This window comes from Collinsella aerofaciens, from assembly GCF_018785265.1.
In the GTDB taxonomy this organism is placed as follows: domain Bacteria; phylum Actinomycetota; class Coriobacteriia; order Coriobacteriales; family Coriobacteriaceae; genus Collinsella; species Collinsella aerofaciens_AI.
In genome coordinates this window covers 71172-97362 of the sequence record NZ_WQPK01000041.1, presented here as the reverse complement: position 1 = coordinate 97362, position 26191 = coordinate 71172, and the positions used below count along the sequence as shown (strand labels likewise).

The 26191-nt window shown below is 60.6% G+C and carries 22 protein-coding genes; 12 read left to right on the top strand and 10 right to left on the bottom strand.

Annotation, left to right across the window (positions count from 1 at the left end):
* Positions 1-7: 7 nt before the first annotated feature.
* Positions 8-2224, bottom strand: coding sequence for an acyltransferase family protein (locus tag GPK42_RS07000; protein WP_215694482.1), 2217 nt, complete (start codon positions 2222-2224; stop codon positions 8-10).
* Positions 2225-2410: 186 nt separating this feature from the next.
* On the opposite strand from GPK42_RS07000, the gene GPK42_RS06995 reads away from it, so the two are divergent.
* From GPK42_RS06995 to GPK42_RS06960, 8 genes are all read left to right on the top strand, one after another.
* The gene (locus GPK42_RS06995) at positions 2411-3373 is read left to right on the top strand and encodes a ribokinase (protein ID WP_215694480.1); all 963 of its coding nucleotides are present in this window, start codon (positions 2411-2413) and stop codon (positions 3371-3373) included.
* Between the two features lie 30 nt (positions 3374-3403).
* Complete coding sequence (locus GPK42_RS06990) at positions 3404-4378, top strand: nucleoside hydrolase (protein ID WP_138374336.1); 975 nt, start codon at positions 3404-3406, stop codon at positions 4376-4378.
* 102 nt (positions 4379-4480) lie between these two features.
* On the top strand, positions 4481-4969 hold the full coding sequence (locus GPK42_RS06985; RefSeq protein WP_117798872.1) for an S-ribosylhomocysteine lyase: 489 nt from the start codon (positions 4481-4483) through the stop codon (positions 4967-4969).
* Positions 4970-5113: 144 nt separating this feature from the next.
* A complete protein-coding gene (locus GPK42_RS06980; protein WP_215694478.1) occupies positions 5114-5758 on the top strand; it encodes a DUF4867 family protein in 645 nt (214 codons plus the stop codon).
* A 253-nt stretch (positions 5759-6011) separates the two neighbouring features.
* Entirely contained in the window at positions 6012-6785 is a 774-nt protein-coding gene (locus GPK42_RS06975; protein ID WP_215694476.1) for a histidine kinase N-terminal 7TM domain-containing protein, read from the top strand.
* 51 nt (positions 6786-6836) lie between these two features.
* Positions 6837-7811: a hypothetical protein gene (locus tag GPK42_RS06970; RefSeq protein WP_215694474.1), complete on the top strand. Its 975-nt coding sequence runs from the start codon at positions 6837-6839 to the stop codon at positions 7809-7811.
* A gap of 2 nt (positions 7812-7813) precedes the next feature.
* On the top strand, positions 7814-9307 hold the full coding sequence (locus GPK42_RS06965) for a sensor histidine kinase (RefSeq protein ID WP_338404345.1): 1494 nt from the start codon (positions 7814-7816) through the stop codon (positions 9305-9307).
* Positions 9304-9927 carry a response regulator transcription factor gene (locus GPK42_RS06960; RefSeq protein ID WP_215694470.1) on the top strand — a complete coding sequence of 208 codons (624 nt, stop codon included), beginning with the start codon at positions 9304-9306 and terminating at the stop codon, positions 9925-9927. The genes GPK42_RS06965 and GPK42_RS06960 overlap by 4 nt, the downstream gene beginning before the upstream one ends.
* A 192-nt stretch (positions 9928-10119) precedes the next feature.
* Here the strand turns inward: GPK42_RS06960 and GPK42_RS06955 are convergent, their stop codons facing one another.
* The 5 genes from GPK42_RS06955 to GPK42_RS10065 form a co-directional block, all read right to left on the bottom strand.
* Positions 10120-10962 carry a hypothetical protein gene (locus GPK42_RS06955; RefSeq protein WP_215694467.1) on the bottom strand — a complete coding sequence of 281 codons (843 nt, stop codon included), beginning with the start codon at positions 10960-10962 and terminating at the stop codon, positions 10120-10122.
* Between the two features lie 80 nt (positions 10963-11042).
* Positions 11043-12284, bottom strand: a complete 1242-nt coding sequence (locus GPK42_RS06950; protein ID WP_089573532.1) for an SPFH domain-containing protein — start codon at positions 12282-12284, stop codon at positions 11043-11045.
* Between the two features lie 48 nt (positions 12285-12332).
* Positions 12333-13655 (bottom strand): hypothetical protein, encoded by a 1323-nt coding sequence (locus GPK42_RS06945; RefSeq protein WP_215694466.1) that lies wholly within the window; start codon positions 13653-13655, stop codon positions 12333-12335.
* A gap of 24 nt (positions 13656-13679) precedes the next feature.
* Positions 13680-14057, bottom strand: a complete 378-nt coding sequence (locus GPK42_RS10070) for a hypothetical protein (RefSeq protein ID WP_252200182.1) — start codon at positions 14055-14057, stop codon at positions 13680-13682.
* Between the two features lie 51 nt (positions 14058-14108).
* Positions 14109-14417 (bottom strand): DUF4428 domain-containing protein, encoded by a 309-nt coding sequence (locus GPK42_RS10065; protein ID WP_252200181.1) that lies wholly within the window; start codon positions 14415-14417, stop codon positions 14109-14111.
* Between the two features lie 387 nt (positions 14418-14804).
* Between GPK42_RS10065 and GPK42_RS06935 the strand changes: the two genes are divergently transcribed.
* The gene (locus GPK42_RS06935; RefSeq protein WP_215694464.1) at positions 14805-16349 is read left to right on the top strand and encodes a helix-turn-helix transcriptional regulator; all 1545 of its coding nucleotides are present in this window, start codon (positions 14805-14807) and stop codon (positions 16347-16349) included.
* 181 nt (positions 16350-16530) lie between these two features.
* Here GPK42_RS06935 and mgtA read toward each other — a convergent pair whose 3' ends face one another.
* Positions 16531-19299, bottom strand: a complete 2769-nt coding sequence (gene mgtA, locus GPK42_RS06930) for a magnesium-translocating P-type ATPase (protein WP_215694462.1) — start codon at positions 19297-19299, stop codon at positions 16531-16533.
* Positions 19300-19737: 438 nt separating this feature from the next.
* Here mgtA and pyrE point away from each other — a divergent pair, with 438 nt between their 5' ends.
* Positions 19738-20418, top strand: coding sequence for an orotate phosphoribosyltransferase (pyrE, locus tag GPK42_RS06925; RefSeq protein WP_215694460.1), 681 nt, complete (start codon positions 19738-19740; stop codon positions 20416-20418).
* 353 nt (positions 20419-20771) lie between these two features.
* Here pyrE and GPK42_RS06920 read toward each other — a convergent pair whose 3' ends face one another.
* Positions 20772-21944 (bottom strand): Fic family protein, encoded by a 1173-nt coding sequence (locus tag GPK42_RS06920; protein ID WP_035136612.1) that lies wholly within the window; start codon positions 21942-21944, stop codon positions 20772-20774.
* A 582-nt stretch (positions 21945-22526) separates the two neighbouring features.
* Here GPK42_RS06920 and GPK42_RS06915 point away from each other — a divergent pair.
* Together GPK42_RS06915 and GPK42_RS06910 are read left to right on the top strand one after the other, a co-directional pair.
* Positions 22527-23063, top strand: coding sequence for a PTS sugar transporter subunit IIA (locus tag GPK42_RS06915; protein WP_035136613.1), 537 nt, complete (start codon positions 22527-22529; stop codon positions 23061-23063).
* 236 nt (positions 23064-23299) lie between these two features.
* Positions 23300-23857, top strand: a complete 558-nt coding sequence (locus tag GPK42_RS06910) for a hypothetical protein (RefSeq protein WP_035136614.1) — start codon at positions 23300-23302, stop codon at positions 23855-23857.
* A gap of 524 nt (positions 23858-24381) precedes the next feature.
* On the opposite strand, the gene GPK42_RS06905 is transcribed toward GPK42_RS06910, so the two are convergent.
* Entirely contained in the window at positions 24382-25050 is a 669-nt protein-coding gene (locus GPK42_RS06905) for an HAD family hydrolase (protein WP_215694457.1), read from the bottom strand.
* 105 nt (positions 25051-25155) lie between these two features.
* The gene (gene hypE / locus GPK42_RS06900) at positions 25156-26190 is read right to left on the bottom strand and encodes a hydrogenase expression/formation protein HypE (RefSeq protein ID WP_215694455.1); all 1035 of its coding nucleotides are present in this window, start codon (positions 26188-26190) and stop codon (positions 25156-25158) included.
* Between the last annotated feature and the right edge of the window lies 1 nt (position 26191).

Here is a 26191-nt window from a genome sequence, read left to right as displayed (position 1 = left end):
CTGCGGGCTATTTGTCGGTGCCCAGCTTGTGCGGCTTGAAGGCAAGCGCATTGACGAGTGCGTCGGTGGCAGACTTGACGGCTGCCGGCTGCGGATCGTTGACGTGATCCTCGGGATGCACGGGCAGGTCCTTCTTGACGGCATCGTGGATCAAGTTGAGGTACTCAGTCACGCCAGTGGTCGATAGGTGCGTGCCATCGCCATCGAACAGGTCGTTGCGGTTGGCACTGTATCCGTACCAATCGATAACGCGCACGTTCTTGTAGCGCGTAGCGGCGTTGGCGATGGCCTGGTTGGTAGAGCCAACCCACGGCTGCGGGCTGCGCGTGTTCACAAACACCACAATACGCTTATCTCCTGCATCGGCCATGATGGCGTCGATCTGGTCGTCGGTTACCAAGCCGTTGGTGCCCAGGGCAAAGACCACGATCTTGCCGGCAAGGTTCTGCTGGATATAGCCCTCAAATGTCGCGCGCCCCGCATCAAACTGGCGGCCCTTTTCGGCATCGATATGGCTGTGCGGGAACACGCCGTCAAAGGTGTCTACGGCACGCAGCGACACGGAGTCGCCGATCATAAGCAGATCGTAGGAGCCATCGGGGAAGCCGTCGTTGTCCTTGTCGGTGTCGTCGGCCGCCTGCTGGTCGGTGGGCGCGGTGTTCTTGGCTTCCTTGTTCAGAACTTCGGCGCCCTCGCCGCTCAGCGCAGACGTCTCGGGCACAAAGATCAGGCCGCCCAGTGCAACGACCAACACGACAGCGCAGGCTGCGCAGACAGGGATGTGCGTGCGTGCCCAGTTGGCGGGCGTGGTGGTGCCATCGCGGAATTCGGCGACGGTGCGCCCAAAGGCGCCCTTCCTAAACGGAGTCTCGATAAAGCGATAGCAGCACTCTGCCACGGCGACCACCAACAACACCTGCAAAATGTACTGCCACCACGGCGTATCGTTGATGTTGGCGACCGGGTTCATGAGGAGCAGCAGCGGATAGTGCCACAGGTAGATGCTGTAGGAGCGCTTGCCAACCCATACGAGCGGCTCGGCGGACAGCGCGCGGGCAACCATTCCCTGGGGCTGCACGCAGGCCGCGATGACCATGAGTGTGAGGATCGAGCACAGCAGCGTGCCTCCGCGATACTGGAAGGCGGTGTAGCCGTTGGTGAGCGCGACCATGGCGGCAAGGCCAACCAGACCCACGAGGCCCAACACATCGATGGATGCGGGCGAGGACCAAAAACGCACGAGGGCGCTCGGCTGTGCCGGGGCGGTCTCGGCTGCTTCGTCGGCCTTCTCGCCAGGTTTGCCCTCGGCGTTCTTGCCGTGCTTGGCGGCGCCAGTCAGGCGATTGAGCCCCAAACGATGAGCGAGACGCACCGGCGCCAGGTCGCGATCGGGGATAAAGGCCATCCAGGCACCCAGCAGCAGCGAGAACACGCGGGTGTCGGTGCCGTAGTACACGCGGCTGGGGTCGGCGGCAGGGTTGTAAAGCACCATCATGGCGAGGGCAGATACCGCGGCAAGGCCCAGAACCACGCGGCGCGTGTTGGGCTTGCTCACATGCATGGATACCATGGCAAACAGCAGCGGCGGCCAAATCAGGTAGAACTGTTCCTCGATGGCAAGCGACCAAAAGTGCGTGAGCGGTGAGGGGTCGCCCAGAGCATTGAAGTACGAGACGTTTTGAGCAATCTGCCACCAGTTGTTAAAGAACAGCAGCGACGGCAAGATGTCGGGGCGCATCTTGGTGAGCATCACGTGGTTGAAGACGGTGCACAGCGCGCAGGTCACCACCACGACGGTTACCACGGCGGGGACCAGGCGACGGATGCGGCGAATCCAGAAGCTCTTGAGGTCGATGCGGCCGGTCTTAGCGACTTCGTTGAGCAGCAAGCGCGTGATCAGATAGCCCGAAAGCACAAAGAAGATCGTGACGCCGAGCAGACCGCCCTGCGCCCACGTGAGGTTAAGGTGATAGAGCACCACCGCGACGACGGCGAGCGTACGCAGGCCGTCAAGGGCAGGGATGTAGCGGGATTTGGGGCGAGCAGGCGTCTGCTCCGCGGCGGGAGTGTTGGCGCGGCCCGCGTTGTTGGCAGAAGCACGATGGGGGCTCACGGTGCGTCGCGGTTCGTTGGCACGGCGTTCGCCCTTCACGCGTTCGTGCGGCGCCGGCTCGTTGCCCGTGCGGCGTCGACCGCGCGAGCCCGATTGCGAGAGTTGTTCCATAAAACATCATCCAATGACGAGAATAATCAGCACGCCTTCATTGTAGCTGCCTGCTCCTGTGAATGCTTGCTGCTGGCGCAAGCTCAAGCGCGCGACCACATCAAAGTGAACTAAAGTTATAGGGGGTGCGAGAGTGCACGATCGACGGCTGCGGTGGGCATAAGGCCCGCAGATGAGGAGGTTTCCATGGCAGATCGCGGCATCGTTGCGGTGTTCGGCAGCATGAACATGGACCTTTCGGTGGCGTGCGAGCGCATACCGCGTGCGGGCGAGACCGTCGGCGGCAGCGGGTTTATCACCAACGCCGGCGGCAAGGGCGCCAATCAGGCCGTAGCTGCCGCGCGTATGGGCGCTTGCACGCACATGATCGGCGCGGTCGGTCGCGACGCGTTCGGCGCGTCGCTCGTGGCGGGGCTCCAAGACGCCGGCGTGGACTGTGACTTTGTAGTGCATCGCGATGATGTGGAGACGGGAACGGCGACCATCATTCGCTGCGAGGGAGACAACCGCATCGTGCTGTCGCCGGGCGCCAACCATGCGCTTGCGGGCGAGGACGTTGCCCGCGCGCTGAGGCGTCTGGTGGCCGATGAACTCGATAGTGACGCCAGCAAGATTGCCCCGGCTGCCGGAAGCGTCTTTATCGCCCAGGGTGAATGCGACCTTGTAGCGACGGCCGAGGCGCTTGTTTGCGCTTACGAGCTCGGGTTCTATACAGTCTTTAATCCGGCGCCTGCCTGCGATGTGCCTGCGGAGGCCTGGTCCGCGGTCGACCTGGTCTGCCCCAACGAGACCGAGTGCCAGGTGCTGACGGGCATTCTGCCCACGGATGATGCGAGTTGCGTCGCCGCGCTCAATGCGCTGCTCGACAAGGGCGCCGGAGCTGCGGTCATCACGTTGGGCGGCGCCGGGTCGGTTACGCTCGGCGATGGCGGTGAGCTGCTGCGCATGCCGGCACTTTCGAGTACGGTAGTCGATACCACGGCCGCCGGCGATACGTTTATCGGCGCGTTGGCGGCGGCTCGCCTAGAGGGCTTGCCGCTCTTTGAGTGCATGGCCGCGGGTGCTCGCGCCTCGGCAGTGACGGTGTCGCGCCTGGGCGCTCAGCAATCGATTCCCACGCGCGCCGAAGTTGAACATTGGTTTAGTTAAACGATAAAGACGGAGAAGCGGAGTAGAACAATGGCAATCAAGAAGCTGATCCTTGATCTGGATATGGGTGTGGACGATGCGATGGCGCTGGCCTATGCCATCGCGAGCCCCGAGGTGGAGCTCGTGGGCATCACCACGTGCTTTGGCAACGTGCGCGTCGAGCAATCGGCGCACAACTGCCTGGCGGTGCTCGATCTGCTGGGTCGCCCCGAGGTTCCGGTGTACCTGGGTGCCGACCGTCCTCTGCAGGCGACTGAGCCCTATACGCCGCCGGCGTCCACCGCGCTCATTCACGGCAAGAACGGCATCGGCGGCGCGAGCGTGCCCGCGTCGCCCTACGAGCCGGTGGGGGCGACCTCGGCCGACGGCAACGCTGCGGTCGATTATCTGATCGATGCCGCGCGCACCTATGGTCCCGATCTGGTCTACGTAGCGACTGGCCCGCTCTCCAACCTGGCGCTCGCCCTGGAGCGCGATGCGGCGGCGATGATGTCCATCGGCCGCGTGGTCGTAATGGGCGGCGCCCTTACCGTGCCCGGTAACGTGAGCGCGGGCGCCGAGGCCAATATGGCGAGCGACCCCGAGGCAGCCGACGCAGTGCTGCGCTCGGGCCGTAAGCTCACCATGGTGGGTCTGGACGTGACGCATCGCGTGGTGCTCACACGCCGCGACATTGCCGGCTGGACGGGCTCGGGCACCATGGCGGGCTGCGCATTTGCGAGCATGGTCGAGCACTACATTGGCTCGTACGAGATGAACGCACCCTACCTGGGTGGTTGTGCGCTGCACGATCCGCTGGCCGTTGCCGTGGCGATCGACCCCACGCTCGTAGGTGCGCTCGGCTGCAACCTGCGTGTTGATCTGCTGGGCGAGTACCGCGGTCGCACCATCTGCGATGAGCGTCGCCTGTCCGATCCGGACAAGAGCGCGCTTGTGGCACTGACCGTGGATGCTCCGCGCTTCCTGTCCGAGTTCAAGACGCGTATGGCCCGTGTCCTTGGCTAAGTTGTCTTTTTGGGACGGGGCTTTTTGACTGGTATGATTGGTGCGACCAATCGAACCAGCTAAAAGAGCCCCGTCCCAATTTGACTATCGAGAGGATCTGCCATGGAGCGCATCGCCAGCTTTTCCGTTGACCATCTGCTGCTTGAGCCCGGCGTGTATGTGAGCCGCATCGACCGCGATCCGGCGACCGGTGCTGCCGTCACCACGTTTGACCTGCGCCTGACCACGCCCAACAAGGAGCCGGTCATGAACACCGCCGAGTGTCACACCATTGAGCACCTGGGCGCGACGTTCCTTCGCAATCATGCCGAGTGGTCGAGCCGCATTGTCTACTTTGGCCCCATGGGCTGCCGCACGGGCTTTTACCTCGTCGTATTTGGTGAGGTGACGAGCGAGGAGATCCTGCCGCTCGTGCGTGAGCTGTTCGAGTTTGTCGCCGACTTTGAGGGCGATGTCCCCGGTGCCGCTCCCGAGGAGTGCGGCAACTACCTGGACCAGAACCTTCCCATGGCTAACTGGCTCGCGCGCCGTTACCTCGACCGCGACCTGGCCGATATCGACGAGAAGCACCTGCACTATCAGCAGGCATAAGGGCTTTATCGCCCAAAACGCGCGCATTGGGCGTCTTCGCTTATGCGGGGGCGCCTTTTTGTTGATTGGTCGGGACGAGCGTTCAAAATCGCTCATGTTTGTTCTAGAATGTTCGTATAGTCACATTTACGAACAGGAGTGAACATGCATATCTACTCTGTCAACGATCCCGAGTTCAAATCCTATGGCAACGTTTGGGATGACGTTCCGTCCGAGCTCACGTCGCCCGTGCTCGAGGCGCTCTCAGCCACGCCCATTCCCGAGGGCAGCAAGTACGTAGCAAGCGCGCCGGAGCTCGATGGCGTCAAAGATGCCGATAAACTGGGCTTTCTCATGTTTGGCGGCCGTCCCTTCCAGCTCGGCTGGTGCAACGGCCACAACACGCAGCTCAACTGCCTGGAGTATCACCGCGCCAGCGAGTTTAACCTGGGCGCCCGCGACTTTATCCTGCTCGTGGCGCATCGCTGGGAGATCGAGGACGGCAAGCTCGACACCGCGTGCGTCAAGGCGTTCCGCGTGCCGGCCGGCACGCTTGTTGAGGTTTTCAACACCACGCTCCACTACACGCCGTGCATGGTCGACGACGGCGGCTTCCAGGTGATGGTGGCGCTGCCCGCCGGCACCAACGGTCCGCGCCCCGAGGCTGCAGCCGACATGCCTGCCGCCGGTGACGGCTACTGCTACTGGAAGGCCGACAAGTGGGTTCTCTGCCATGCTGACAGCCCCAAGGCAGCCGAAGGCGGCTACGTTGGCCTCATCGGCAAAAATCTCGACATCACCGTGGACTAGCGCATCGCCCCAAACCACCACAAAGGTGCCTGTCTCCTTTGCGGTGGTTTGGGGCGGGCGGATATCGGGAAGTGCCAGACGGGGGAGGCTGCCGGGCGCCTTGCCGTCTGCGGATTTTGGGACATGCGGCCCGCTTTTTCGACCCATCTGTCGGTACACTAAAGGGACTATGGGTACCCGCGAGCGACATATCGGCCACGCGGCCGCCCGATCCGCACCCGTGGCGGATCCCAGGGGTGGCAGGCTCTTCGCCATGCCGCGATTCCTTGTTGGCATAACACATCGGATGTACCGCCACCGCGTCTTTGCTATCGCCGGCGTCATCACTGCGCTGTTCCTCATGCTTTTGGCAGTCTTGCCGACACTGTTCGCCTTCGACCCCAAACTTTCTAACGCCGTGCCAGCCTATGGCGAGGTGTCCGAAGAGGTCGTGGATGCGCTCGTCCATTCGAGCTCTCTCCCGCTGCCTGTCGCCGCAATTATATTTTCGATCTGGGGCGTATCGGTCTATCTGCGCTGTTTGGACTATGTGTTGCGCCGCCGCCTTGTTGCCGTCGCCACCATCTGCGCCCTGTGGATGATCGAAGTCATTCTCAAGTACAAGTCGTTCACGCCGTTCTATGCCACCGTGCTGTGGTACCTGTACTACGTGCCCATGACGTTCATTCCGCTGCTCTACCAGTTGTGTGGTCTGCGCCTTGCGGGCCTGGAGCAACACCGCCTGGGTCGCCGCTACTGCGCTGCGCTGTGGATTATGGCTATCCTGCTTATCGGATTTGTGCTCACCAACGATTTTCACCAGCAGGTCTTCCACTTTGACCGTACAAGCGACACCTGGAGCAACGATTACACGTACGGCTGGGGTTATTTCGCCGTCCTCGTGTGGACGGCCTTTAACTTTGTGGCCTTTTTTATCCTGGTGAGCCGGTCCTCGTCCTTTCGCATCCAACGTTTCTCGGGCACGGCGGCGCTCGTGCTGCTGGGCGGCGCGTTCTTTGCCATCTCATATGCGTTGCGCGTGCCCTGAGCATGGAGGCTCAACTTCTCGCTCATCTATTGCGTCTTGTGTGTGGTGGCGATGGAAATCTGTCTCGATTGCGGTGTCATTCCGTCATATCACGACATCGCCGGCATCTTCGACACCTTGCCGCTCGACCTCAAAGTTCTAACGCGCGACCTGCAGGAAGTCTATGCCACGCCAGTGTCAAAGCCAATGCCGGTAGGCGTGTGCGAAGAGCTGCGAGCCCAGGAACACGGGCATGCCCATGCCTTTGCCGTGGAGTCCAATCCCGATGTGATGTACCGAGCCTTTCCACTGCTGGGTGGATCGGCCCTGCTTGCCCAAGACGTGTCGGATCTCAACGAGCTTAACCGTGAACTGACACACCGTCGCATGGAGCTGCAGCGTCAAAACGAGCTGCTCGCTGCCGACTACGACCTTAAGACGCACCTGGCAGACCAAGAGGCCGAGACCTTGCTGGTCCAAGACGTGGACCAGGCGCTTGCCCGCGCGCTCGAAGGGATGTACGACCTGCTGAGCTCGCTACCGCCGTTGACCGATGAATCGTCTTCGCACGAGCGTTACCGCATGCTGCAGCGCGCCAAGATGCTCGTCGCCTATTGCAAGCGCAAGGGGTCGCTCACGTTGGCACAGCACGGGGAGAGCGGTTTTGATCGCGACCGCATTCAGCTCATTGCCAACGAGCTCGCAAGCGACCTGCGCACCATCGATATCGATTGCGCCTCGATTATCGCCATACGGCGCCCGATGCACGCCAGTACGGTAAGCGCCCTGTACGACTGCGTGTATGACTTTGCGTTTTTTGCCTACACCACCGACCATCCGGCGCTTATGTATCACTTGGGCGATCATGACCGATGCAGTGTCGAGCTGCGTGCCGCGCTTTTTTCCAACGATGATGCAGATCTTTCGCAGACGCCCGCTGCGCAAGAGCTCGAAAGCGCTCTGCAAGGGCGCAACGTGGCATACCGCCTTGAGGGCGAGCCCGGCCAGCTGCGCATGATCGTCTTGATGCCGAGGGCGGGTGAGTGACGATGCAGATTTCGCTCATTCTTCCCCAAATCGTTGCGCTCGATGTTGTCTTTGCCCTGGCTGCGTGTCTGCAGACGATCCACGTCCCGCTCATCGCATCGCGCCGCTCGTCCTATAACCGTAAGGTGATTTGTGCCTACGAGGCGAGCCTTGTGCTTCACCTAATTATTTCGGCGCTCATCTTGTTCGCGTCGTCTGGCTCATATCTGGTGGCGCCGCTTGACGTTTGCGCCAGGGCAATGGGCGGAGCGTTGTGGCTCAATGCCGTGATCTTTGCCTACGGCATGGTGCTTATGGTGCACTATCGTCGCCCCGTCATGCTGGCCGAACTGTTGCTCGTTGCCGCCGTGACACCGCCGGTGGTGCTTGCCATGGGCTCGGCGTGGACCACGGTCCTTATCGCAGAGGGAGCGTTTTTCCTGTTCCGCTCCATTGCGGCGCTCTTGATGGATGTCCGCAACCGCCAGGAGGATATCACCGCGTTCTCGACGATCGAAACCATCAACGTGATTCCCGTGGGCATCCTGTATCTGGACCCGAGGGGCCGTCCGCTGCTCATGAACCGCTGCATGCGAAAAAACCTGGTGGAGCTTCATATGCCCACCGACCTAGGCGATATGAGCGGTACATGGAACGACCTGCGCAAACTCAGCATGCAAATGCCCGAAAGCAGCCAGAACCGCGTGCGGATTAATCTGGACCGCTTTGGTGAGGCGCGCGTTGTGGTCGAGGTTTCTCCCGCCGAGATTCGCTTGTTCGTGCACGATGACGTTATGGTTTCGGGCCGCCTCTTCGAGCGCATTATCGGTCTGGATGTAACAGAGTATGCGCATGCCCATGATCGCCTAGCGCAAGCCAACCACCTGCTTGAGCTTGCGGGCCAAGAGCTCCAAGCCCAGATCGAAGAAGTCAAAAAAGTTGCTGACAATGCGGCCTATCTGCGTATGCGCGCTCGCGTGCACGACGTGATCGGGCAGCGCCTGTCCATTCTCCATCGTTATCTGGAGGAAGGGCGCCTGGATGACGAGTCACTCGAGCAGATCGACCCGCTGCTGCGCTCAATCGCTGCCGATCTGCGCAGCGGGGGCGACACCGAACCGGCAGAGCAATTGGGCGATATCGTCCATGCCTTTGGCCTGGTGAGCGTGCAGATCGATGTGGAGGGCGAGCTGCCAAACGACGCGCGTGTCGCCGCAGCATTTTTGCAGATTATCCGCGAAGCCTCGACCAATGCCACCAAGCATGCACAGGCCCATCAGGTCCATGTGCGCCTGTGGCAGGAGGGGACGGAAGACGGCGCTGTTGCGCGAATGGCCGTTTCTAACGACGGCGCGCCTGCACCCGTATCGTATCGCGAGGGAACGGGTATCCCAGGTATGAGGCATGTCGCACAGAATCTGGGCGGCAGCCTGGAAGTCCACACCGCCCCGCCCTTTACGCTTACGGTGTCCATCCCGCTCGCCTCCAGCGCCACGGTCCAAAGGAGAAGCTCATGATTCGCGTCCTTATAGTCGAAGACCAGGCCATTCTGCGCGAGAGCCTCGCGCGCTCCGTCGGTGACCAGCCCGACATGACGGTTGTTGCCGCGATCGCCGACGCCTCGGATGCCTTGGACGTTGTGCTTAAGGAGCGCCCGGACATGATACTGATGGACGTGTGCACCGAACACGATTCAAACGGCATCGTGGCGGCGGCACGCATCAAGGAACAGCTGCCCGAGTGTCGCATCATTATCATGACAGGCATGCCCGAGATCACCTTTGTCGATCAGGCCCGCGAGGCGGGCGTCGATAGCTTTGTGTACAAGAACGTCGGTATCGACGAGCTGTTCGCCGTGATGCGCTCCACGCTGGCGGGTTACTGCACGTTTCCCAAGCCGCCCGAGAGCATCTTCTCGGGCACGGCGGCCCTCGACGATGTCGAGCTGTCGATCTTGCGCCTTGCCTGCGAGGGCAAGAGCCGTCGCGAGATCGCGGCCGAGCTGTTTATGAGTGAGGGCACCATCAAGCGTCGCATCTCGGAGATCCTGAGCAAGACCGGCTACGACAACATCATGCGCTTGGCCGTGCATGCGGTGACCGAGGGCAGCATCGTTCCCAATATGGAGCGTCCGTAGTCGGTGCGCCGCCCGTGTTCCGGCGCCGTAAAGATAGGCCGCCCGCCGTTTTGCATCAGAAAACGGCGGGCGGCCTGCTTGTGCGAGCGGTGCTGTCGGCGCAAGGCGGCGGGGCCGCGGGATCATTTCCTGCGGCCCCGCCTGGCAAGTGCGCGGATGTGTCCGCCAATCCGCGGCTGATGTTACGTGCCGTTACGCGATGGTCGCGGTGTAGGAAGCGACGTCCTCGTAGGAATCGGTCAGGTAGGCGTCGATGCCGATGGTCGTGTTGACCAGGTCGTCAAGGCTGTCAAGCTCGCCGTTCGAGAACGTGAATTCCTCGGTGGCGTTGGTGCCGGGCATCAGGTGGGCCGAGAACCAGGCTTCCTTCATGGTGCCGTTGACGTTGGTCTTGCCGGTGGGGGCGTAGAAGGTCAGGTCCTTGTCGCTCTTGTTGGTGATGTTGACGACAAAGCCGATGTCGCCCCAGTCGTCTTTGAACTTCTCGGTAATGGTGATGGTGCACAGATCGTCATCGGCGACGGTGACGGCGGGGGAGATTTCGACGCTCTGGACATCGTCGTCTTCGACGGCCTCATCGATCTCCTCTTCCTTCTCGGCGTTCTCGCGATCCTTCTTCACCGTACCGGACAGGTCCTTGTCGGACTTGGTGAAGATGAGCTTGTCGCCGTCCACCTCCAGGACGAGCTTGTCGTCCTTGAGCTTCAGGTCGTGCGACTCATCTTCGGCGGTGATCGTTACGGTGGTGGCGTCCTTGGCTTCCCATTTCAGGTCGGCGACCTCAAGGAACATATCGAGGACACCTGTGCCGTCCTCGTCGAGGATCAGGACGCAGTTGAGGCCCCACTCCTTGAGCATATCCATGTACTCATCGGTGAGCTCTTCGCCATCCAAGGTTCCACCCGAGTACTGCCAGCTGCCGACGAAGTTGGCCTTGGGGTCCTTGCCGCCGCCGCTGCAGCCCGTCAGGGCAAAGGCGAGCGCCAGGACGCATGTCAGAAATGCGAGTACGGACTTTTTGAACGTTGTCTTCATGGTGTCCTCCTTCATCGAACGAAACCCATAGAAGCAAATGCGGGGGTGGCGGATCCCCCGCCAATTACCAGATAGAGGGGCTAGGGCCTGGGTGTTCCGCAATTGCTGCAGAACTTGCCACCGTTTTCGCTACCGCAGTTGGGGCAGAACCACTTGGCCGGTGCCGGGGCGGGTGCGGGACTGCCGCACTCGGAGCAGAACTTGCCGGTGTTGGTGGCGCCGCAGCTGCAAGTCCACGTGCCGGCCGCAGGTGCGGCGGCGGGAGCCGGTGCGGGGGCGGGAGCTGGAGCCGGCTGCGGGGCGGCCTGCTGTTGTGCCTGGCCGGCGGCGAACAGCTGGCTGGCGTTCATACCGCCCATGCCGCCTGCCATGCCCATGCCCATAAAGCCCGCCATCGCGCCGTTGGGGTTGGCGGCTGCCGCGCGCATTGCGTCGCTCTGGGCGCTGGCAATGTTGGCTGCCGCCATAGTGGGATCGCGCATGACCGCGGCTTTCTGCAGGTCCTTGATCATCTGCTCGTCCTCTTGCGAGGCGGCGATGGAGTTGACGCCAAAGCTCACGATCTCGACGCCGCGCAGGTCACGCCAGTCGGCAGAGAGGACCTCGTTGAGCGCGCGGGCGAGCTCGGTGGTGTGGCCGGGGATGGCGCTGTAGCGGATGCCCATCTCCGAGATCTTGGCAAAGGCGGGCTGCAGGGCGGTGAGCAGCTCGGACTTAAGCTGGCTGTCGATCTTGTCGCGCGTATAACTATCGGTCACGTTGCCGCATACGTTGGTGTAGAACAGCAACGGGTTGGTGATGCGGTACGAATACTCGCCGTTGCAGCGCACGGAGATGTCGACGTCTAGGCCAATGTTGTTATCGACCACGCGGAAGGGCACGGGCGAAGCGGTGCCGTACTTGTTGCCGATGATCTCCTTGGTGTTGATGAAGTAGACGCGCTGGTCCTTGCCCGCGTCGCCGCCAAAGGTAAAGCGGCTGCCGATATTGGCGAAGGTCTCCTTGATGGAATCGCCCAAGTTGCCGCTAAAGACGCTCGGCTCGCTGCCGGTATCGAAGACGAACTCACCGGGCTCCAGCGCGACTTCGATGATCTTGCCGTTTTGCACCACGAGCATGCCTTGTCCGTCGTTGACGGCGATGACCGAGCCGTTGGAGATGACGTTGTCCTCGCCGCGCGTGTTGGAGCTGCGGCCACCGGTACGTTTGCTGCCCTTGCAGGCCAAGACGTCAGCAGGCATCGATTCGCAGTAGATAAATTCCTTCCACTGGTCGGCCATGACGCCGCCGGCAGCTCCCAATCCAGCTTTCAAGAGTCCCATGGTGATCTTCCTTTCTCGTCAAAGGCCGGGTGGTATTGGTTGGATTGCTTAGTCGTCCTTGTCGTCTTTCATGACAACGGTGGTCTCGGTGTGGCTGAAGGTGTCGTGCTTCTCGGTCAGGTCGAGCTCGCCACAATACTCATCGGCACAGGTTGCTTCGTTGGCCGTCTTGAGCTGGCCTACCAGTAGCACGTCTCCGATAATCACGATGATCAGCGGCGCGATGATGTTGATGAGGATGCCCTCGATATCAAAGGTGAGGTAATCCGGATCGAAGGCGTATTCCCCCATAAAGAGAATCTGGGAGAGGATAAATCCGATCATAAAGAACAGCACCGAGGCGATGGCGAGCTTGGGCTTGGAGCAGGGGAGCTCGCCGACCAAGCGGCCGGTCTGGCCGTTCATGGCAAACAGGTAGCTCTTGCCGTTCCACGAGGTGGAGAGCATCCAGACGGGGAACAGGGCGTAGTCGCTGTCTTCCCAGGTGTAGTCGAGCTGCTTGCTTTCGACCGTGGCATCGTCGTATTCGTCGACGACGGTCTCGCGCAGGGCCGAGACCGTGCTTTCTTCCATGCGGCGCTCGGCGCGCGCCTTGCAAGTCTCGCAGTCCTCGTCGTAACGGTTGGCGATGTAGCCGGGCATATATGCGACCGAGAACGGACGCAGTGCGTCGTAGTCAAACGGCTCGATGGCGTCCATGTGGCCGTCGGGCATCTTGGATGATCCGTCGACGGGCACGCGCTTAAACGAGATATTGCCCTTGCGATAGGCATCGTAGTGGTCGGTGGTCGTGACGGTGCGGTCGGATTCCTCGGTCACGGTCTCGTTGGTCGCGTCAAAGTACACTTCGCCGTCAACGCGGGCGCCGTAGAGCCAAAACGGCACGTAGACACCTTGGACCTCGTCGATGTGGTTGCCGGTGACAAAGCTCTTGGGCAGCAAGATCTTGCCCTTGTAGTGTTCCTTGAGTGCGGCCGTGACGTCGTCGCGCCCGAGCTTAAACGGAATCACCAGGTCGGGCGAGAAGTCGCCAGAGAGCTGGCCGGGCGCCACGGCGGAGTTACCGCAGTACGGGCAGGTGGTGACGGCGACGGTGCCGTCGGACACGAGCTCGGCGCCGCACGACGAACAGATGTAGCCGGCGTTTTGGGCGAGCTCCTGTACGGCATCGTCGACAGCAGGCTTGGGGGCCGCGGCTGCGGCATCGGCTTTGGAATCTGCCTTGTCCTGGCGCTCGCGATAGAGGGCCTCGACTTCTTCGACTTCAAAGCGCGAGTCACAGTAGTCGCAGACGAGCTTTTGCTCGGCGCTTGCAAAATGCAAGGGGCCACCGCAGGCAGGGCACTGATAGTTGACGCTCTCGAAGGCCATGATCGGTCCTTTCCGTGCCGGGGGCTATGCGCCGATGGCGCCGCCGCAGTATTCGCAGCGCCCACTGGCATCGGGAATGGTGGTGGCTCCGCAGAAGGGGCAGGTCACCGCGGTCTTGGGGGCCTTGGCGGCCACGACGCTGTCGCGTGTCTCCTGGCGCAGCTGCACCAGCGCATCGCGGACTTCGGTTGCCTGGCGCTTGGCCTCGCGATATTCGATGGAGCCGCGCTGATCGATGGTGGAGTCGTTCACGCGCAGGTTGATCTCGGTAAAGTACGGCGTGTTGACGTGGATGGTCAGATTAAAGTCGTAATCCAGGTCGTAGCGCGGCGGGTTGTAGCTCTCGCGCTCGCCGTCCTTGGTCTCGCGATAGATCTCGGTGCGCTGCTCGTCGATATCCATATCGCAGCCGAGTACCTGCGAGAACTCGATGATGTCGGGATTGGCGTCGCGCTAGCGGCTCTGCGAAGTGATGATCAGCAGGCCCGCGTCCTCATCGAGCATAATATTGGTGCGCCCGGCAGAAAGCGTGCGCGTGGGGTTGAACGAAGACAGGCGCTCGGCGTTGGCCTCGCGGTAGGCGAGTTGCTCACGGATATCGTCCGCGGTGCTGGAGCGATAGCCGTGAAAGTAGGGGGAGAGCTTGCCGGCGCACTCTTTGCACAGGTAGCCTTCATTGATTTTTGTCTTACCTAGAAGTCCCAGCTCGGTACCGCAAATCGCGCACTCTTTCTTCTCGAACATCTTGTCAAAGAAGCCCATGGCTGCCTCCCATCAACTGGTAGCGTGTGTCACTTTTGATGATGGGGGAGTGCGTGATCCTTCGCGATACCCAGACGGCTCAAGGAGTCTCCACAACTGGGACACATGGCCCATTTTTGACTAGTCATTGGGGACGTACTTAAACGACTAGTCGCGGGGGACACTCTTCGGCCACTCATTGGGGACGTACTTAAATGAGTGGTAGTTGGGGACACTCCTGGCCGAGCTAGAGATCGCGCGCGTCCCTTCTGGTCCATGCGGCTCAAAATCGCGGCGTGATGTGGACGGCTGGGGTCGAATTGGCAGCATTTCGAGCCTGGCTTCGATATTGAGACTGGTTCTTTATGAAAATAGATTTCCAGACAATTGAGTGGCTGGGGGTTAACCATGAGGGGCATGGGAGACACAACCGCATATTTGCGTCGGGGCATTCGGGAGATTATATGCCTGGCGCTGTTCTTCTTCACGTTTTTGGCGTGCGAGTATCTTTTTGATGTGCGCATGGCCGAGTTCGTGTCTCCGAACGAGGTCGTTATTTATGAGAGCCTTGTCATCGGCGCGAGCGTGATTGGCTTTTTTGTGCGTCCCATTCTGTACTATCGCCGTCCCCATGCTATCGACGCAACGAGTGACGTCACGGGCGTTTTGCTGGTGGCGGCATTGCTGCTGTTGATTATGGCGGTTCAGGTTGAGGTGGTAATTGCCGGCGGTTTGGTGGCGTGCTGCGCGCTGGGCTACTGCGGATCGACTGCTCATGCAAATTTTGCGAGGCGCTTTGCGCGAACGCCCTGCTTGGCGCGCGCCGCCGCACTTTCTTACGCCATGTGCGTTCTGGTGCAGGTTCTCAACCACATGGTGATGCCTGTCGGCATTCCTCAGCAGGCTGTTCTGGTCGTCTGTGCGATCGCGCAGGTGGCGTTGCTCCACGGTGCCCGACGCGCCAAGCTGCGCGACGAGTCCGATCCCAACTTTGAACCCAGTGCTGCCGGGCTTTCGGTAGATGCTCTGGAATATGGCGCCAAGTGGCATGACGATCCCGAGGCAAAGGCGGCATTCCGTCGCGCCGTAGTTCGCCTGACCGTGGCGACGGCGTATCTTTCCAGCGTATTCGCCGCTCTCAACGCGGGCTTCACGACCCTGCATGCTGTCGGAGCCGTCGATTTGGGCGATTGGCCGCGCCTGCTGCTTGTCGTGAGCTCGTTGGTCGCTGGCGCACTATTTGACCTGCACGGCCGCTCGTATATGAATATCGGCATGACATGTGCCGCCATACTGTCCACGCTTTCGTTCTTTGTGCTCATCGTCGATGGCAATGGCGGCAACGAGCTTGCTGCCACGATCATCTTTTATCTGGGCTCGGGCTTTTTCGTGGTGTTCTTTACCACAAAATATGCCGCCGTCTCGCTCTATGCGCGCTGGTCATATTTTTGGCCGTGCATGGGTCGCGTCGTCAACAACGTGTGCTCGATGTTCGTGACGGCGCCGGCAGTGGCGATTATCTCGAGTCAAAATGTGCTGGCTGCGGTCGGTGCAGCGCTCGTGATGTTTGTGGGCATTGCGATTACGCTGCTGGGGCAGTTGGGGCAACGAGCCGATGATGCCGTGATGCAGGATGGCCTGCCGCTTGCCACCGACGATCTTGGTGGGGATCTTGCGCCCACATGCCCCGACCCCGAGCCCGTGGAGGCGGCGGAGCTCACGTCCGATGAACGCCTCGATGCTTTCGTCGCCACCTTTGGGCTTACAGAGCGCGAGCGCGATATTCTTGAGGTCTTGGTCGTTTCGGACCAGAGCGTTCAGGACATCGCCACAACGCTCTTTCTTTCGCGCTCCACGCTCTATCGCCACATTTCCTCGATCAACAAAAAGGCCGGTACCGCCTCGCGCGTGGCCCCCATCAACTTCTTCTGGTCCTGGACACCCAAGGACTAGCTAATCTCCCAATAAGTTGCGGTGGAATAGTCCCTAAATTAAAGTCACGGGGCTTTAAACAGGAACTATTTCACCGCAACTGCTGGGGGGATAGACTGCGGCGGCGGCAGAGGCAGCGGCAGCGGCGTTGGCGGCTGTGGTAGTGGCAACGGCAGCTGGCAGGGTGTTTTCCGTCTACTTGCTACAGCAACTCGCCGTGGCGGGCGATGTAGCGGCGCTTGGCCAGTTGGGTGAGCGCGATGTAGGCGGCGACAATGCCGATGAGCAGCGCGAAGAAGCTCGGCGGCAGCGGCATGAGGCCCAGTGCATCGGTGATGGGGCTTGTCGGCAGCCAGGTGACGAGCGCCAGGCCCAGCACGGTGAGGACGCACAGCGCGGGCGCGGCGTGGTCGCGCGGGCTCGGCAGGCGCGGGGAGCGCAGCATGTGGACCACGAGCGTCTGCGACCACATGGACTCGACAAACCAACCGCTCTGGAAGAGCGCCGTAAAGGCCGCCATGCCTGCGACGTCGCCTATAGCGGCAAGCTCTGCCCAGCTTGCGCCCACGGCGGCGGGGCACACCACAAAGAAGAGCGCGGCGAAAGTCACGATATCAAACAGTGAGCTCACGGGACCCAACTCGAGCATAAAGCCCTTAATGGACGCGGCATCCCAGGCGCGCGGACGGGCAGTCCAGACGTCATCGACGGTGTCCCACGGCAGCGCGATGCACACGATCTCGTAGACCAGCGACAGCAGCACCAGCTGCAGAGCGCTCATGGGCAAGAACGGCAAGAACAGGCTCGCGACGGTCACGGACAGCACGTTGCCAAAGTTGGAGCTCACCGTGGTCTTGAGGTACTTGAGCAGGTTGCCGTAGGTGCGGCGGCCTTCGATGATGCCGCGCTCGAGCACGCCCAGGTCTTTCTGGAGCAAGATGATGTCGGCGGATTCCTTGGCGATGTCGACGGCCGAATCGACCGAGATGCCGCAGTCGCTCGCACGCATGGCGGCGGCGTCGTTGATGCCGTCGCCCATAAAGCCCACAGTGTGGTCGAGCAGCTCGCGCATGACGCGCACCAGGCGCGCCTTCTGCAGCGGCGAGAGCTTGGCGAAGAGGTGGGTGTTCTCGGCGCGCTCGGCAAGTTCGGCGTCATCGAGCGCATCGATCTCGGAGCCGAGCAAGACGTTGCTCGCGTCGATACCGATCTGCTCGCAGACGGTGGCGGCAACGCGGTCGTTGTCGCCGGTCAGGACCTTGACCGCCACACCCTTGGCCTCGAGCGTGGCGACGGCGCCCGTGGCACTTGCTTTGGGCGGATCGAGGAAGGCCAAAAAGCCCATCAGCACCATGTCGCACTCGTCGGCGATGCCAAACTCGCCCACGCAGCGCGGATTGGTCTTCTGCGCCACGGCAATCACGCGCAGGCCCTCGGCGTTGAGCCCGGCGACCTGCTTGCGAATCTGGGCGAGCTTATCTTCGGTGAACGGCTGAGCGATGCCATCGATCTCGACAAAGGAGCAGATCTCGAGCATTTCCTCGGCAGCGCCCTTGGTAACCATCTGGGTTTTGCCTTGGGCGTCGGCGACAACTACGCTCAGGCGACGGCGCGAGAAATCGAAGGGAACCTCGTCGACCTTGGTATAGCGGTCGCGCAGACTCTGGCCCAGCATAGAATCGGGCACGACGGTCGAGGGCGTCACATCGGCACGGTCGATTACGGCCAGGTCGATAAGGTTTTTGAGGCCGGTTTGGAAGAAGCTATTCAAAAATGCATGGCGCAGCACGCGTGCGTCTTCGTTGCCGTCGGTGCTGAGATAGCGCTCGAGCACGATGCGGTCTTCGGTGAGGGTGCCGGTCTTGTCGCAGCACAGGACGTCCATCGCGCCGAGGTTTTGGATCGCCGGCAGCTCCTTGACGATAACCTGGCGGCGGGCGAGGTCCTTGGCGCCCTGCGACAGGCTCGTGGTCACGATGACGGGAAGCATCTGCGGCGTGATGCCCACGGCCACGCTCGTGGCGAACAACAGCGCATCGATGACGTTGCCCTTGGTGGCGGCGTTGATGGCAAAGACCGCCGGCGCCATAACGAGCATGAGGCGCACGAGCAGCATGGAGACGCTCGAGACGCCGCGGTCAAACGCGCTCTTCTCGCCGCGCCCGTTGAGCATCTTGGCGATGCCGCCCAGGTAGGTGTCCGAGCCGGTGGCAACGACAAGCGCCATGGCGGTGCCGTTTTGCACGGAGGTGCCGGTAAAGACGATGTTCTTGCAGGCAGAGAGTGGTAGCGCGGAGCCGTCGGCACCCTCGACGACGGTGATGGCAGCGGTCTTCTCGACGGCCTCGCTCTCGCCGGTGAGTGCGGACTCGATCACAAACAGGTCGCGCGCGGTGATGATGCGGGCATCTGCCGGCACCATGTCGCCGGCAGAGAGGCGGATCACATCGCCGGGGACGAGCTCGTCGAAGGGGATCTCGACGCGCTCGCCGTCGCGCAGGGCACAGCAGGTGTTGGAGACCAGGTCCTTAAGGGCCTCGGCCGCATTGCCGCTGCGGGCTTCCTGGATAAACTTCATACCGCCCGATACCAGCAGCATGATGCCGATGACGATGACCGTGGAGGGGTCGCGCTGCGGCTCGGGTACGGCGAGCACGTCGATGTAGAGCGAGACCAGCGCGAGCGCGGCGAGGATGCCGGCGAAGGGATCGATGAACGCGTCGGCGATGCGGCGGGCGAGCGTTTTGGTCGTTGCCTCGATGGTGTTGGGGCCGACGGCGTCCAGACGCTCGGTTGCCTGCTTGGCGGTGAGGCCGTTTGCCGTGGCATCGAGCAGAACGAGGGCGTCCTCGGCACTATGGGTGGCGGCGAATATGGTGTTCTTAGACAGGCCGGTATGAGCGGCAGGGCGCGCCGTACGGCGGCGCTTGGAGATAGCTTCGAGTACCGTGGCGGTTTTGAGCATCAGCATAGGGTCCTCCTTGTTGAAGGGAGTTAGCGTACGTGTCGTATTTGCTTCAAAAAACCTAGATGTCGCTCACGTCAAGCTCACGAGCCACCACAAAGGGGACAGGCACCTTTGTGGTGGTTTTGACGATCGGTTGGTGGCGCTTATGCGAATACGGAATCCTCGCGGCGTGCCGAGGGCGACATGCAGGTTTTTCGACTAGGACTGCCTTCCATGGCACACCTCCTTAAGGCCGGGCGCAGCGCGCTTTGGGTATCTCGTACCCGTTTCAATCCGCCCGTATTCTTGATGAGGGGGTTTGAAATGTCAACCCCCATTGTTCGGAAAACCATTCCCCCTGACAAAGCCTTTACAGAACGCCGCGGCCTCAAAGCGCGCCCGCATCGACGCTTCGCCTGCGCTAAACTGGAAGGCACGTACGCGATTACGAGAGGAGCCCGCATGGAGGCTTACAAGCAAGAGTTCATCAAGTTCATGGTCGAGTCCGACGTTCTTAAGTTCGGCAGCTTTACGCTCAAGAGCGGCCGCCAGTCCCCGTTCTTTATGAACGCCGGCGCTTATGTGACGGGCTATCAGCTCAAGAAGCTGGGCGAGTATTACGCCCAGGCCATCCACGATAACTTTGGCGACGACTTTGACGTCCTGTTTGGGCCGGCCTACAAGGGTATTCCGCTGTCTGTCGTGACCGCCATTGCCTACCACGAGCTGTACGGCAAGGAGGTTAAGTACTGCTGCGACCGTAAGGAGGCCAAGGACCACGGTGCCGATAAGGGCAACCTGCTGGGTTATGAGCCCAAGGACGGCGACCGTGTGGTCATGGTCGAGGACGTTACCACCAGCGGCAAGTCCATCGACGAGACCTATCCCAAGGTCAAGGCTGCTGCCGATGTCGAGATCAAGGGCCTGATCGTGTCCCTCAACCGCATGGAGGTCGGCAAGGGCGGTGTGACCACCGCGCAGAAGGAGATCGAGGCCAAGTACGGTTTCCCCGTCGCGAGCATCGTCTCCATGGCCGAGGTCGTCGAGACCCTCTACAACCACGAGATCGACGGCAAGGTTGTCATCGACGACGAGCTCAAGACCGCCATCGACGCCTACTACGAGCAGTACGGAGCACGTTAGTTACGGCGTTTTACCAAACGCCGTAACTGCTCGACGCTGCGCGGGCCGCATTTGGACAATCTGACGTTCAACTTCAAGGGCGCGACCAGAAGGCCAGCGCCCTTTCGTTTCACGTCACCTTGTCTCAAATGCGACCCGCTCGCTGTCCGTTCTCTACCTGCGGCGTCGTCTTGCTCCGAATGCGGCCCGTTCGCTGCCGTTGCCAAGGCATCGGCGTTGCCGGACTAGTCATTGGGGACGTTCAAAAATGACTACTCAGGAACGAGCGTGGATAATCTCCCGTTTTTGGCCTGTGTGCGGGCTCAAAGTGGGAGATTATCCACGCTCGCTTTAATTTGCCTGGGCTGCGATGCCTATCTAATCGGCTCGGCGTCTTCCCTGAGAATCGAAAGATACTCTTCATACCCGTACTGCCGGTATCTCTGTCTTGACTCGTCGAGCGGACGGAGGATACCCAATTCTTCAAATGATTTGACGAGCGAGCTCGCGGTACTCCTGCCGATATCGAGTTGGGCAGCGATGAATGCGGTGTCGACGATGGGGTGCTCTTCAAGAATGCCCAACAGCCTTTGCCCGTTTGCAGCAGTCCTTCCGAGATTTTCGGTAATGGTTGCTGTGGAACGGTTATGGAGGTCAACAAGGTTTTTTAAAGACCCTACCGAGTCCTTCGCACTCTCGAGAAGACTGTTGCAGAAAAACTCTATCCATTCCTCGTAAGTGCCTCTCTCCCTTACGGATGTGAGTTGCCGGTAGTACTCGCTTCGGTTTTTCTTGAACTGGAACGATGGATAGAACAAGCAAGAATGAAGAACGCCATCATTGATGAGCATAAGTGTAATGAGAAGCCTGCCCAGGCGACCGTTTCCGTCTAGGAATGGATGGGCAGTTTCAAATTGGTAATGGACGAGCGCCGCCCGCACAATCGGATCCATTTCGACTTGAGGCTCATTGATAAAGCGTTCGAGGTCCTGGAGCGTGTTACTCAAATCTTCAATGTTTGGAGGGACAAACGATGCGGTTGCAATGGTGCAGCCTGAGGGGCCAATCCAGTTTTGTGAGGAGCGCAGCTCGCCTGGATTCTTCTCCGTTCCGCGCACTCCGTCCAGCAGGACCGCATGAACTTGCCTAAGAAGTCTCGTGCACAAGGGCATCTTTTTGAGCAGTTCTACGCCGCGGTCGACAGCACGGACGTAATTCACGACGTCTGCGACATCTTTATGATGGAGTTGTGTTTGCGATGGACTAAGTAGGTCGTCAAACGTGCACTGGGTTCCCTCAATTTGCGAAGAAAGGAGTGCTTCTTTGCGCACGTACATTGTCAGATACATGTCGGCGTTGGGAACAAAGTAGAGCATGCCTTCAAGCTCTCCAAGCTTTCGTGAGCATGCGGAAAGCGTGCGATAGGTTTCCTCGGTGAGGTTTAGCTGCCTCAATGATTGCAAGGGCGTTGGAAAAAACGAATAGTAAGCCAATTTCCCCGATAGATTATTGCGGAGCGTTCCCTGGCCGTTCTCCTCGATTTGCATCGCGCCCTCCATATCTTTAGTGCCGGAAACTCGTTATTAGGCTAATCATATCAATTCTAATAACGAGTTTAAGGATTAAATAGTTATTAGAATTGATGTAAACAATCTAATGATAAAAAGTCGTTATTACTTGACCATGGAGCTCGGCTTGGTACAAGGGGGTCATCCAAAATGAACGTGGATAATCTCCCGTTTTTGGCTCGGTGACGGCCTCAAAGTCAAAGTGGGAGATTATCCACGCTCGTTAGTTAAGCGTCCGAAAATCCACACTCGCCAAACCTACCAAAAAGGGACGGGTTTATTTTGGCACGTTTCGGTCGGTATCAGGAAGTGTCAGGGACGGGGCGGCGGCAGGACTCGAGAGCGAAAAGAAGTATCGGGTTTGGTGCGCCCGCTTCTGCCCGTCCCGTGCGCAGACGATACTCGGCTTATCGACCCGCGATGCAAAGGAGATGCTCGTCCCGCGAGCACTACCGGGAAGGGCTCGCGATTCGAGTCCCCACCTTAGCATTTGAACCATTTGGCACTATAATCACCATAGGCATGCGCATAACGTTGCGCTTAATCAAGAGGAGAAAACGTATGGGTCTGTTTGACATGTTTAAGAAGAAGGCTGAGCCTGCCGCTGCTGCAGCTCCCGCTTCCATCTCTGCTTCTGCCGGCGCCGACGTGCTGTGCTCGCCCGTCAAGGGCAAGGTCATCAAGATGGCCGACGTGCCCGATCCCGTCTTTGGTGGCGAGGTTCTGGGCAAGGGCTGCGCCGTGTGGCCCGAGGACGACCTGGTCTACGCTCCCTGCGACGGCAAGGTGACCGTCACCATGGGTCACGCCGTGGGTCTGCAGTCCGATAGCGGCATCGAGGTTCTGGTGCACGTTGGCGTCGATACTGTCAACATGAACGGCGATGGCTTCGAGGGCTTCGTCAAGGCCGACGACGTTGTGAAGGCCGGCCAGCCCATACTCAAGATCGACCGTGCCAAGATCGCCGCTGCTGGTTATAAGGACTGCGTCGTGGTGGCCGTGTCCAACACCGCCGAGTTTGCCGACGTCGAGCTCACCGTTGAGGCAGAGTCCGCCGTCGCCGCCGGCGACGCCATCGTTAAGGTCGTCCGCAAGTAAACTGCGGCATCCAAAGGATGTGCAAGGGTGGTCGGGTTTTCCGGCCACCTTTTTTATTGCATCGCGGGGAAGCGTTTTATTGCACGTTGGGCGGGCTTGCAAACCGTTCGGACGCTAAAACGAACCGACCGCGCCTTCGCGTTGCCGAGGGTGTTCATAAGTGGATAGTATGGGCTTACTTATTACAACGTGTGCCGCGTCCGGGAAGCGCGGTGCCGCTCATTGGGAGGAACAACATGAAAAAGAAGCTGCTGCTTGCGCCCCTCATGGCCGTCTTGGTTGCATGCGTGGTCGTACTTTCCGGCTGTGGAGGTCCTTCGGTTGAGGAGCTCATCACCGAGGATCTTACGACACAGTTTGACGAGGTCAAGAACGGTGGCGACGACTTCCTCTCTGGTCTGGAGGAGGCTTCGGGCGACGAGTTCGAGCAGCTGGGTATCGATCCCAAGGAGTACGCCAAGACCTATCTCGAGGGCTTTGACTACAAGATCGGCGACGTGACGGTCGACGAGGACAAGGGTGTCGCGACCGCCGAGGTCTCTATCACCTGCAAGTCTATGAACAAGATCGTCGAGGACTTCTCCACCCAGTATCAGGAGAAGGTCGCTGCGCTTGATACGGTTCCTTCCGATGACGAGCTGTACAAGATGGCCGGTCAGGTCATGGTCGATGTGACCAAGGCCACCGAGCCCAGGAAGACCACGGTCATCTTCAAGTACACCTGCAACGACGACGGCGAGTGGTCTGCCGACGACTCCGTCAACTCCGAGATGATGGATGCAATGTTGAGCTAGTTCGTTGCGGCGTTTTACCAAACGCCGCAACTGCTCGACGCTGCAAGCCCGCCAGAGCGGCAATCTGCCTTTCAACTTCGGCGGCATGACCAAAAGGTCAATGCCGCCTTGTTTCAAGGCACCTTGCTCGCTCTGGCGGGCTTTCGCTGTCGTTGCCAAAACAACGTCGTTCCCTTGGTTGGCTTAAAGTGGCACTTTTACCTGCGACGTTGCCATCGCTGAAGTAGTCATTGGGAAGGCGGCAGCTGGGGACGTTCCTTTTCTGCCGGCAGTTGGGGACACTCCTTGTGCCAGCGTTGCACCGAGTGCTTGGGAAACCGCGACCCGGTTTTTGGCCGAATAGTGGGTCGCATTTTCCGGATGGGGTGGGTTGCGGAAACTGCGACCCGGAATATTGCTCTGAAGTGGGATGCGGTTTCCCTGATGCGCCTCAAACGGAAAGCGCATCCCATTCCGGAGCTTCAAAACGGGATGCGCTTTCCGCGCGGAAGAATTGTCGCAGCTGCGTTAAGCAGTGTTGCTCGTTACTCGCCCAGGATCAGCGCTGCGAGCTCTGCCTGGGTGTCCACCACGTAGTCGGCGCCGGTGGCTTCCAGCTCTGCGCGGCCGCGGAAACCCCAGCTGACGCCCGCACTCTTAAGGCCGGCGTTGTGGCCGGTCAGGATATCGACATTGGAATCGCCTACGTAGAGCGTGGTCGCCGGGTCGGCGCCTAGCTCTTCCATCACATGCAGCGTGACGGGTGCTTCGGGCTTGGGCGGAAACGCATCGACACGGCCCTGCACCAGCGCAAAGCGCTTGGAACCAAAATACTTTTCGATAAGCGAAGCCGCCGAGACGTGGTCCTTGTTAGTGAGCACGGCAAGCTGAACGCCCGCGGCGCGCAAGCGGTCGAGCATCTCGATCGTGCCGGCATAGGGAGCGGTGTGGTCTTCCTTGTGCTCGCCGTAGTAAGCCCTAAACTCGGCAAGCGTCTGCTCAAACATGCGGCCGTCGCCTGCGTACTCGGCGGGCATAAAGCGCTCAACCAGCTTGAGCATGCCGTTTCCCACCTTGTAGCGGTACTCGTCAACGGCAAACGTGGGCCAGCCGTGCGCCTCGCAGGTATGGTTGCCGGCGGCCGCCAGGTCCTCGAGCGTGTTGAGAATGGTGCCGTCCAGGTCAAAGATCACATGGGAAAAAGCTGCTGCCATGGGTGCTCCTGCCGCTTGAGTTGTAAAACGCACCCCATGATACTGGGCATGCGTGCCGGGCATGTTTGGAATCTGAATATCTTTAATAGCCCTGAGCCTTTGTCGTTAGCAAATTCTCGGCAGCTGCTCTCCTACGAGCATGTCGAGGATGCGGGTCGAGCCCCAGCCGGTGCGCACGCGCACGGCGGGGCGGGCGCCCTCGGCAAGTGGCAGCACGCGACCGATGATGGCGGCGTTCTCGCCGTAGTGGGCGGCGCGCATGGCGCTCAGTGCGGCATCGGCTTGCTCGGCCGGTACGACGGCGACCATCTTGCCCTCGTTTGCCACCTGCAACACATCGTAGCCGAGCATCTCGCAGGCGGCCTGCACGTCGGGACGCACGGGCACGGCATCCTCGTCGACCTCCATGGCGACATTGCTGGCCTGGGCAAACTCGTTGAGTGTGGACGCTAGGCCACCGCGCGTGGGGTCGCGAAAGCAACGCGTGCCGGGCGCTGCGGCCAGAACGTCGGCAATCAGGTGGTTGAGCGGCGCGGCATCGCTTTCGATCGTGCTCGAAAACGCCAGGCCCTCGCGTTGGCTCATGATGGCGATGCCGTGGTCGCCCAGCGTACCCGAGACCAGGATGACATCGCCGGGGCGGCAGTTGGCGCCGCTGAGCGCCACGCCCGTGGGAACCTCGCCCACGCCGGCGGTATTGATGTAGACGCCGTCGGCCCCGCCGCGCTCGACCACCTTGGTGTCGCCCGTGATTATGGACACGCCCGCCTCATGCGCCGTTTCGGCCATCGTCTGCACAATCTGGCGGAGCCTATCCATGGGATAGCCCTCTTCGAGGATAAAGCCGCACGATAGGTAGCGCACGTTGGCGCCCGAGGTCGCGACGTCGTTGACGGTTCCGCACACGGCGAGACGGCCGATGTTGCCACCGGGGAAGAACTGCGGCGAGACTACAAAGCTGTCGGTCGACATGGCGATGCGCCCGCTCGCGGGCAGCGCGGCGACGCCGGCGTCGTTGCCTTCGAGCAGCTCGGGCGACCCAAAGGCATCCAAAAAGACCTCATCGATGATGCGCTTCATCATCTGTCCGCCGGAGCCGTGGCCCAGCAGGACGGTGCTATCGGTAACGCTATGGGACATA

Bases quoted from the DNA above. Each gene is read 5' to 3' on its own strand.
- GPK42_RS06950 (WP_089573532.1), bottom strand. From the start codon at position 12,284: ATGGGACTCTTGAAAGCTGGATTGGGAGCTGCCGGCGGCGTCATGGCC.
- GPK42_RS06955 (WP_215694467.1), bottom strand. From the start codon at position 10,962: ATGAAGACAACGTTCAAAAAGTCCGTACTCGCATTTCTGACATGCGTC.
- GPK42_RS06945 (WP_215694466.1), bottom strand. From the start codon at position 13,655: ATGGCCTTCGAGAGCGTCAACTATCAGTGCCCTGCCTGCGGTGGCCCC.
- pyrE (WP_215694460.1), top strand. From the start codon at position 19,738: ATGGAGGCTTACAAGCAAGAGTTCATCAAGTTCATGGTCGAGTCCGAC.
- mgtA (WP_215694462.1), bottom strand. From the start codon at position 19,299: ATGCTGATGCTCAAAACCGCCACGGTACTCGAAGCTATCTCCAAGCGC.
- GPK42_RS06980 (WP_215694478.1), top strand. From the start codon at position 5,114: ATGCATATCTACTCTGTCAACGATCCCGAGTTCAAATCCTATGGCAAC.
- GPK42_RS07000 (WP_215694482.1), bottom strand. From the start codon at position 2,224: ATGGAACAACTCTCGCAATCGGGCTCGCGCGGTCGACGCCGCACGGGC.
- GPK42_RS06960 (WP_215694470.1), top strand. From the start codon at position 9,304: ATGATTCGCGTCCTTATAGTCGAAGACCAGGCCATTCTGCGCGAGAGC.
- GPK42_RS06975 (WP_215694476.1), top strand. From the start codon at position 6,012: ATGCCGCGATTCCTTGTTGGCATAACACATCGGATGTACCGCCACCGC.
- GPK42_RS06965 (WP_338404345.1), top strand. From the start codon at position 7,814: ATGCAGATTTCGCTCATTCTTCCCCAAATCGTTGCGCTCGATGTTGTC.
- GPK42_RS06905 (WP_215694457.1), bottom strand. From the start codon at position 25,050: ATGGCAGCAGCTTTTTCCCATGTGATCTTTGACCTGGACGGCACCATT.
- GPK42_RS10065 (WP_252200181.1), bottom strand. From the start codon at position 14,417: ATGGGCTTCTTTGACAAGATGTTCGAGAAGAAAGAGTGCGCGATTTGC.
- GPK42_RS06990 (WP_138374336.1), top strand. From the start codon at position 3,404: ATGGCAATCAAGAAGCTGATCCTTGATCTGGATATGGGTGTGGACGAT.
- hypE (WP_215694455.1), bottom strand. From the start codon at position 26,190: ATGTCCCATAGCGTTACCGATAGCACCGTCCTGCTGGGCCACGGCTCC.
- GPK42_RS06935 (WP_215694464.1), top strand. From the start codon at position 14,805: ATGAGGGGCATGGGAGACACAACCGCATATTTGCGTCGGGGCATTCGG.
- GPK42_RS06920 (WP_035136612.1), bottom strand. From the start codon at position 21,944: ATGCAAATCGAGGAGAACGGCCAGGGAACGCTCCGCAATAATCTATCG.
- GPK42_RS06985 (WP_117798872.1), top strand. From the start codon at position 4,481: ATGGAGCGCATCGCCAGCTTTTCCGTTGACCATCTGCTGCTTGAGCCC.
- GPK42_RS06995 (WP_215694480.1), top strand. From the start codon at position 2,411: ATGGCAGATCGCGGCATCGTTGCGGTGTTCGGCAGCATGAACATGGAC.
- GPK42_RS06910 (WP_035136614.1), top strand. From the start codon at position 23,300: ATGAAAAAGAAGCTGCTGCTTGCGCCCCTCATGGCCGTCTTGGTTGCA.
- GPK42_RS06970 (WP_215694474.1), top strand. From the start codon at position 6,837: ATGGAAATCTGTCTCGATTGCGGTGTCATTCCGTCATATCACGACATC.
- GPK42_RS10070 (WP_252200182.1), bottom strand. From the start codon at position 14,057: ATGGATATCGACGAGCAGCGCACCGAGATCTATCGCGAGACCAAGGAC.
- GPK42_RS06915 (WP_035136613.1), top strand. From the start codon at position 22,527: ATGGGTCTGTTTGACATGTTTAAGAAGAAGGCTGAGCCTGCCGCTGCT.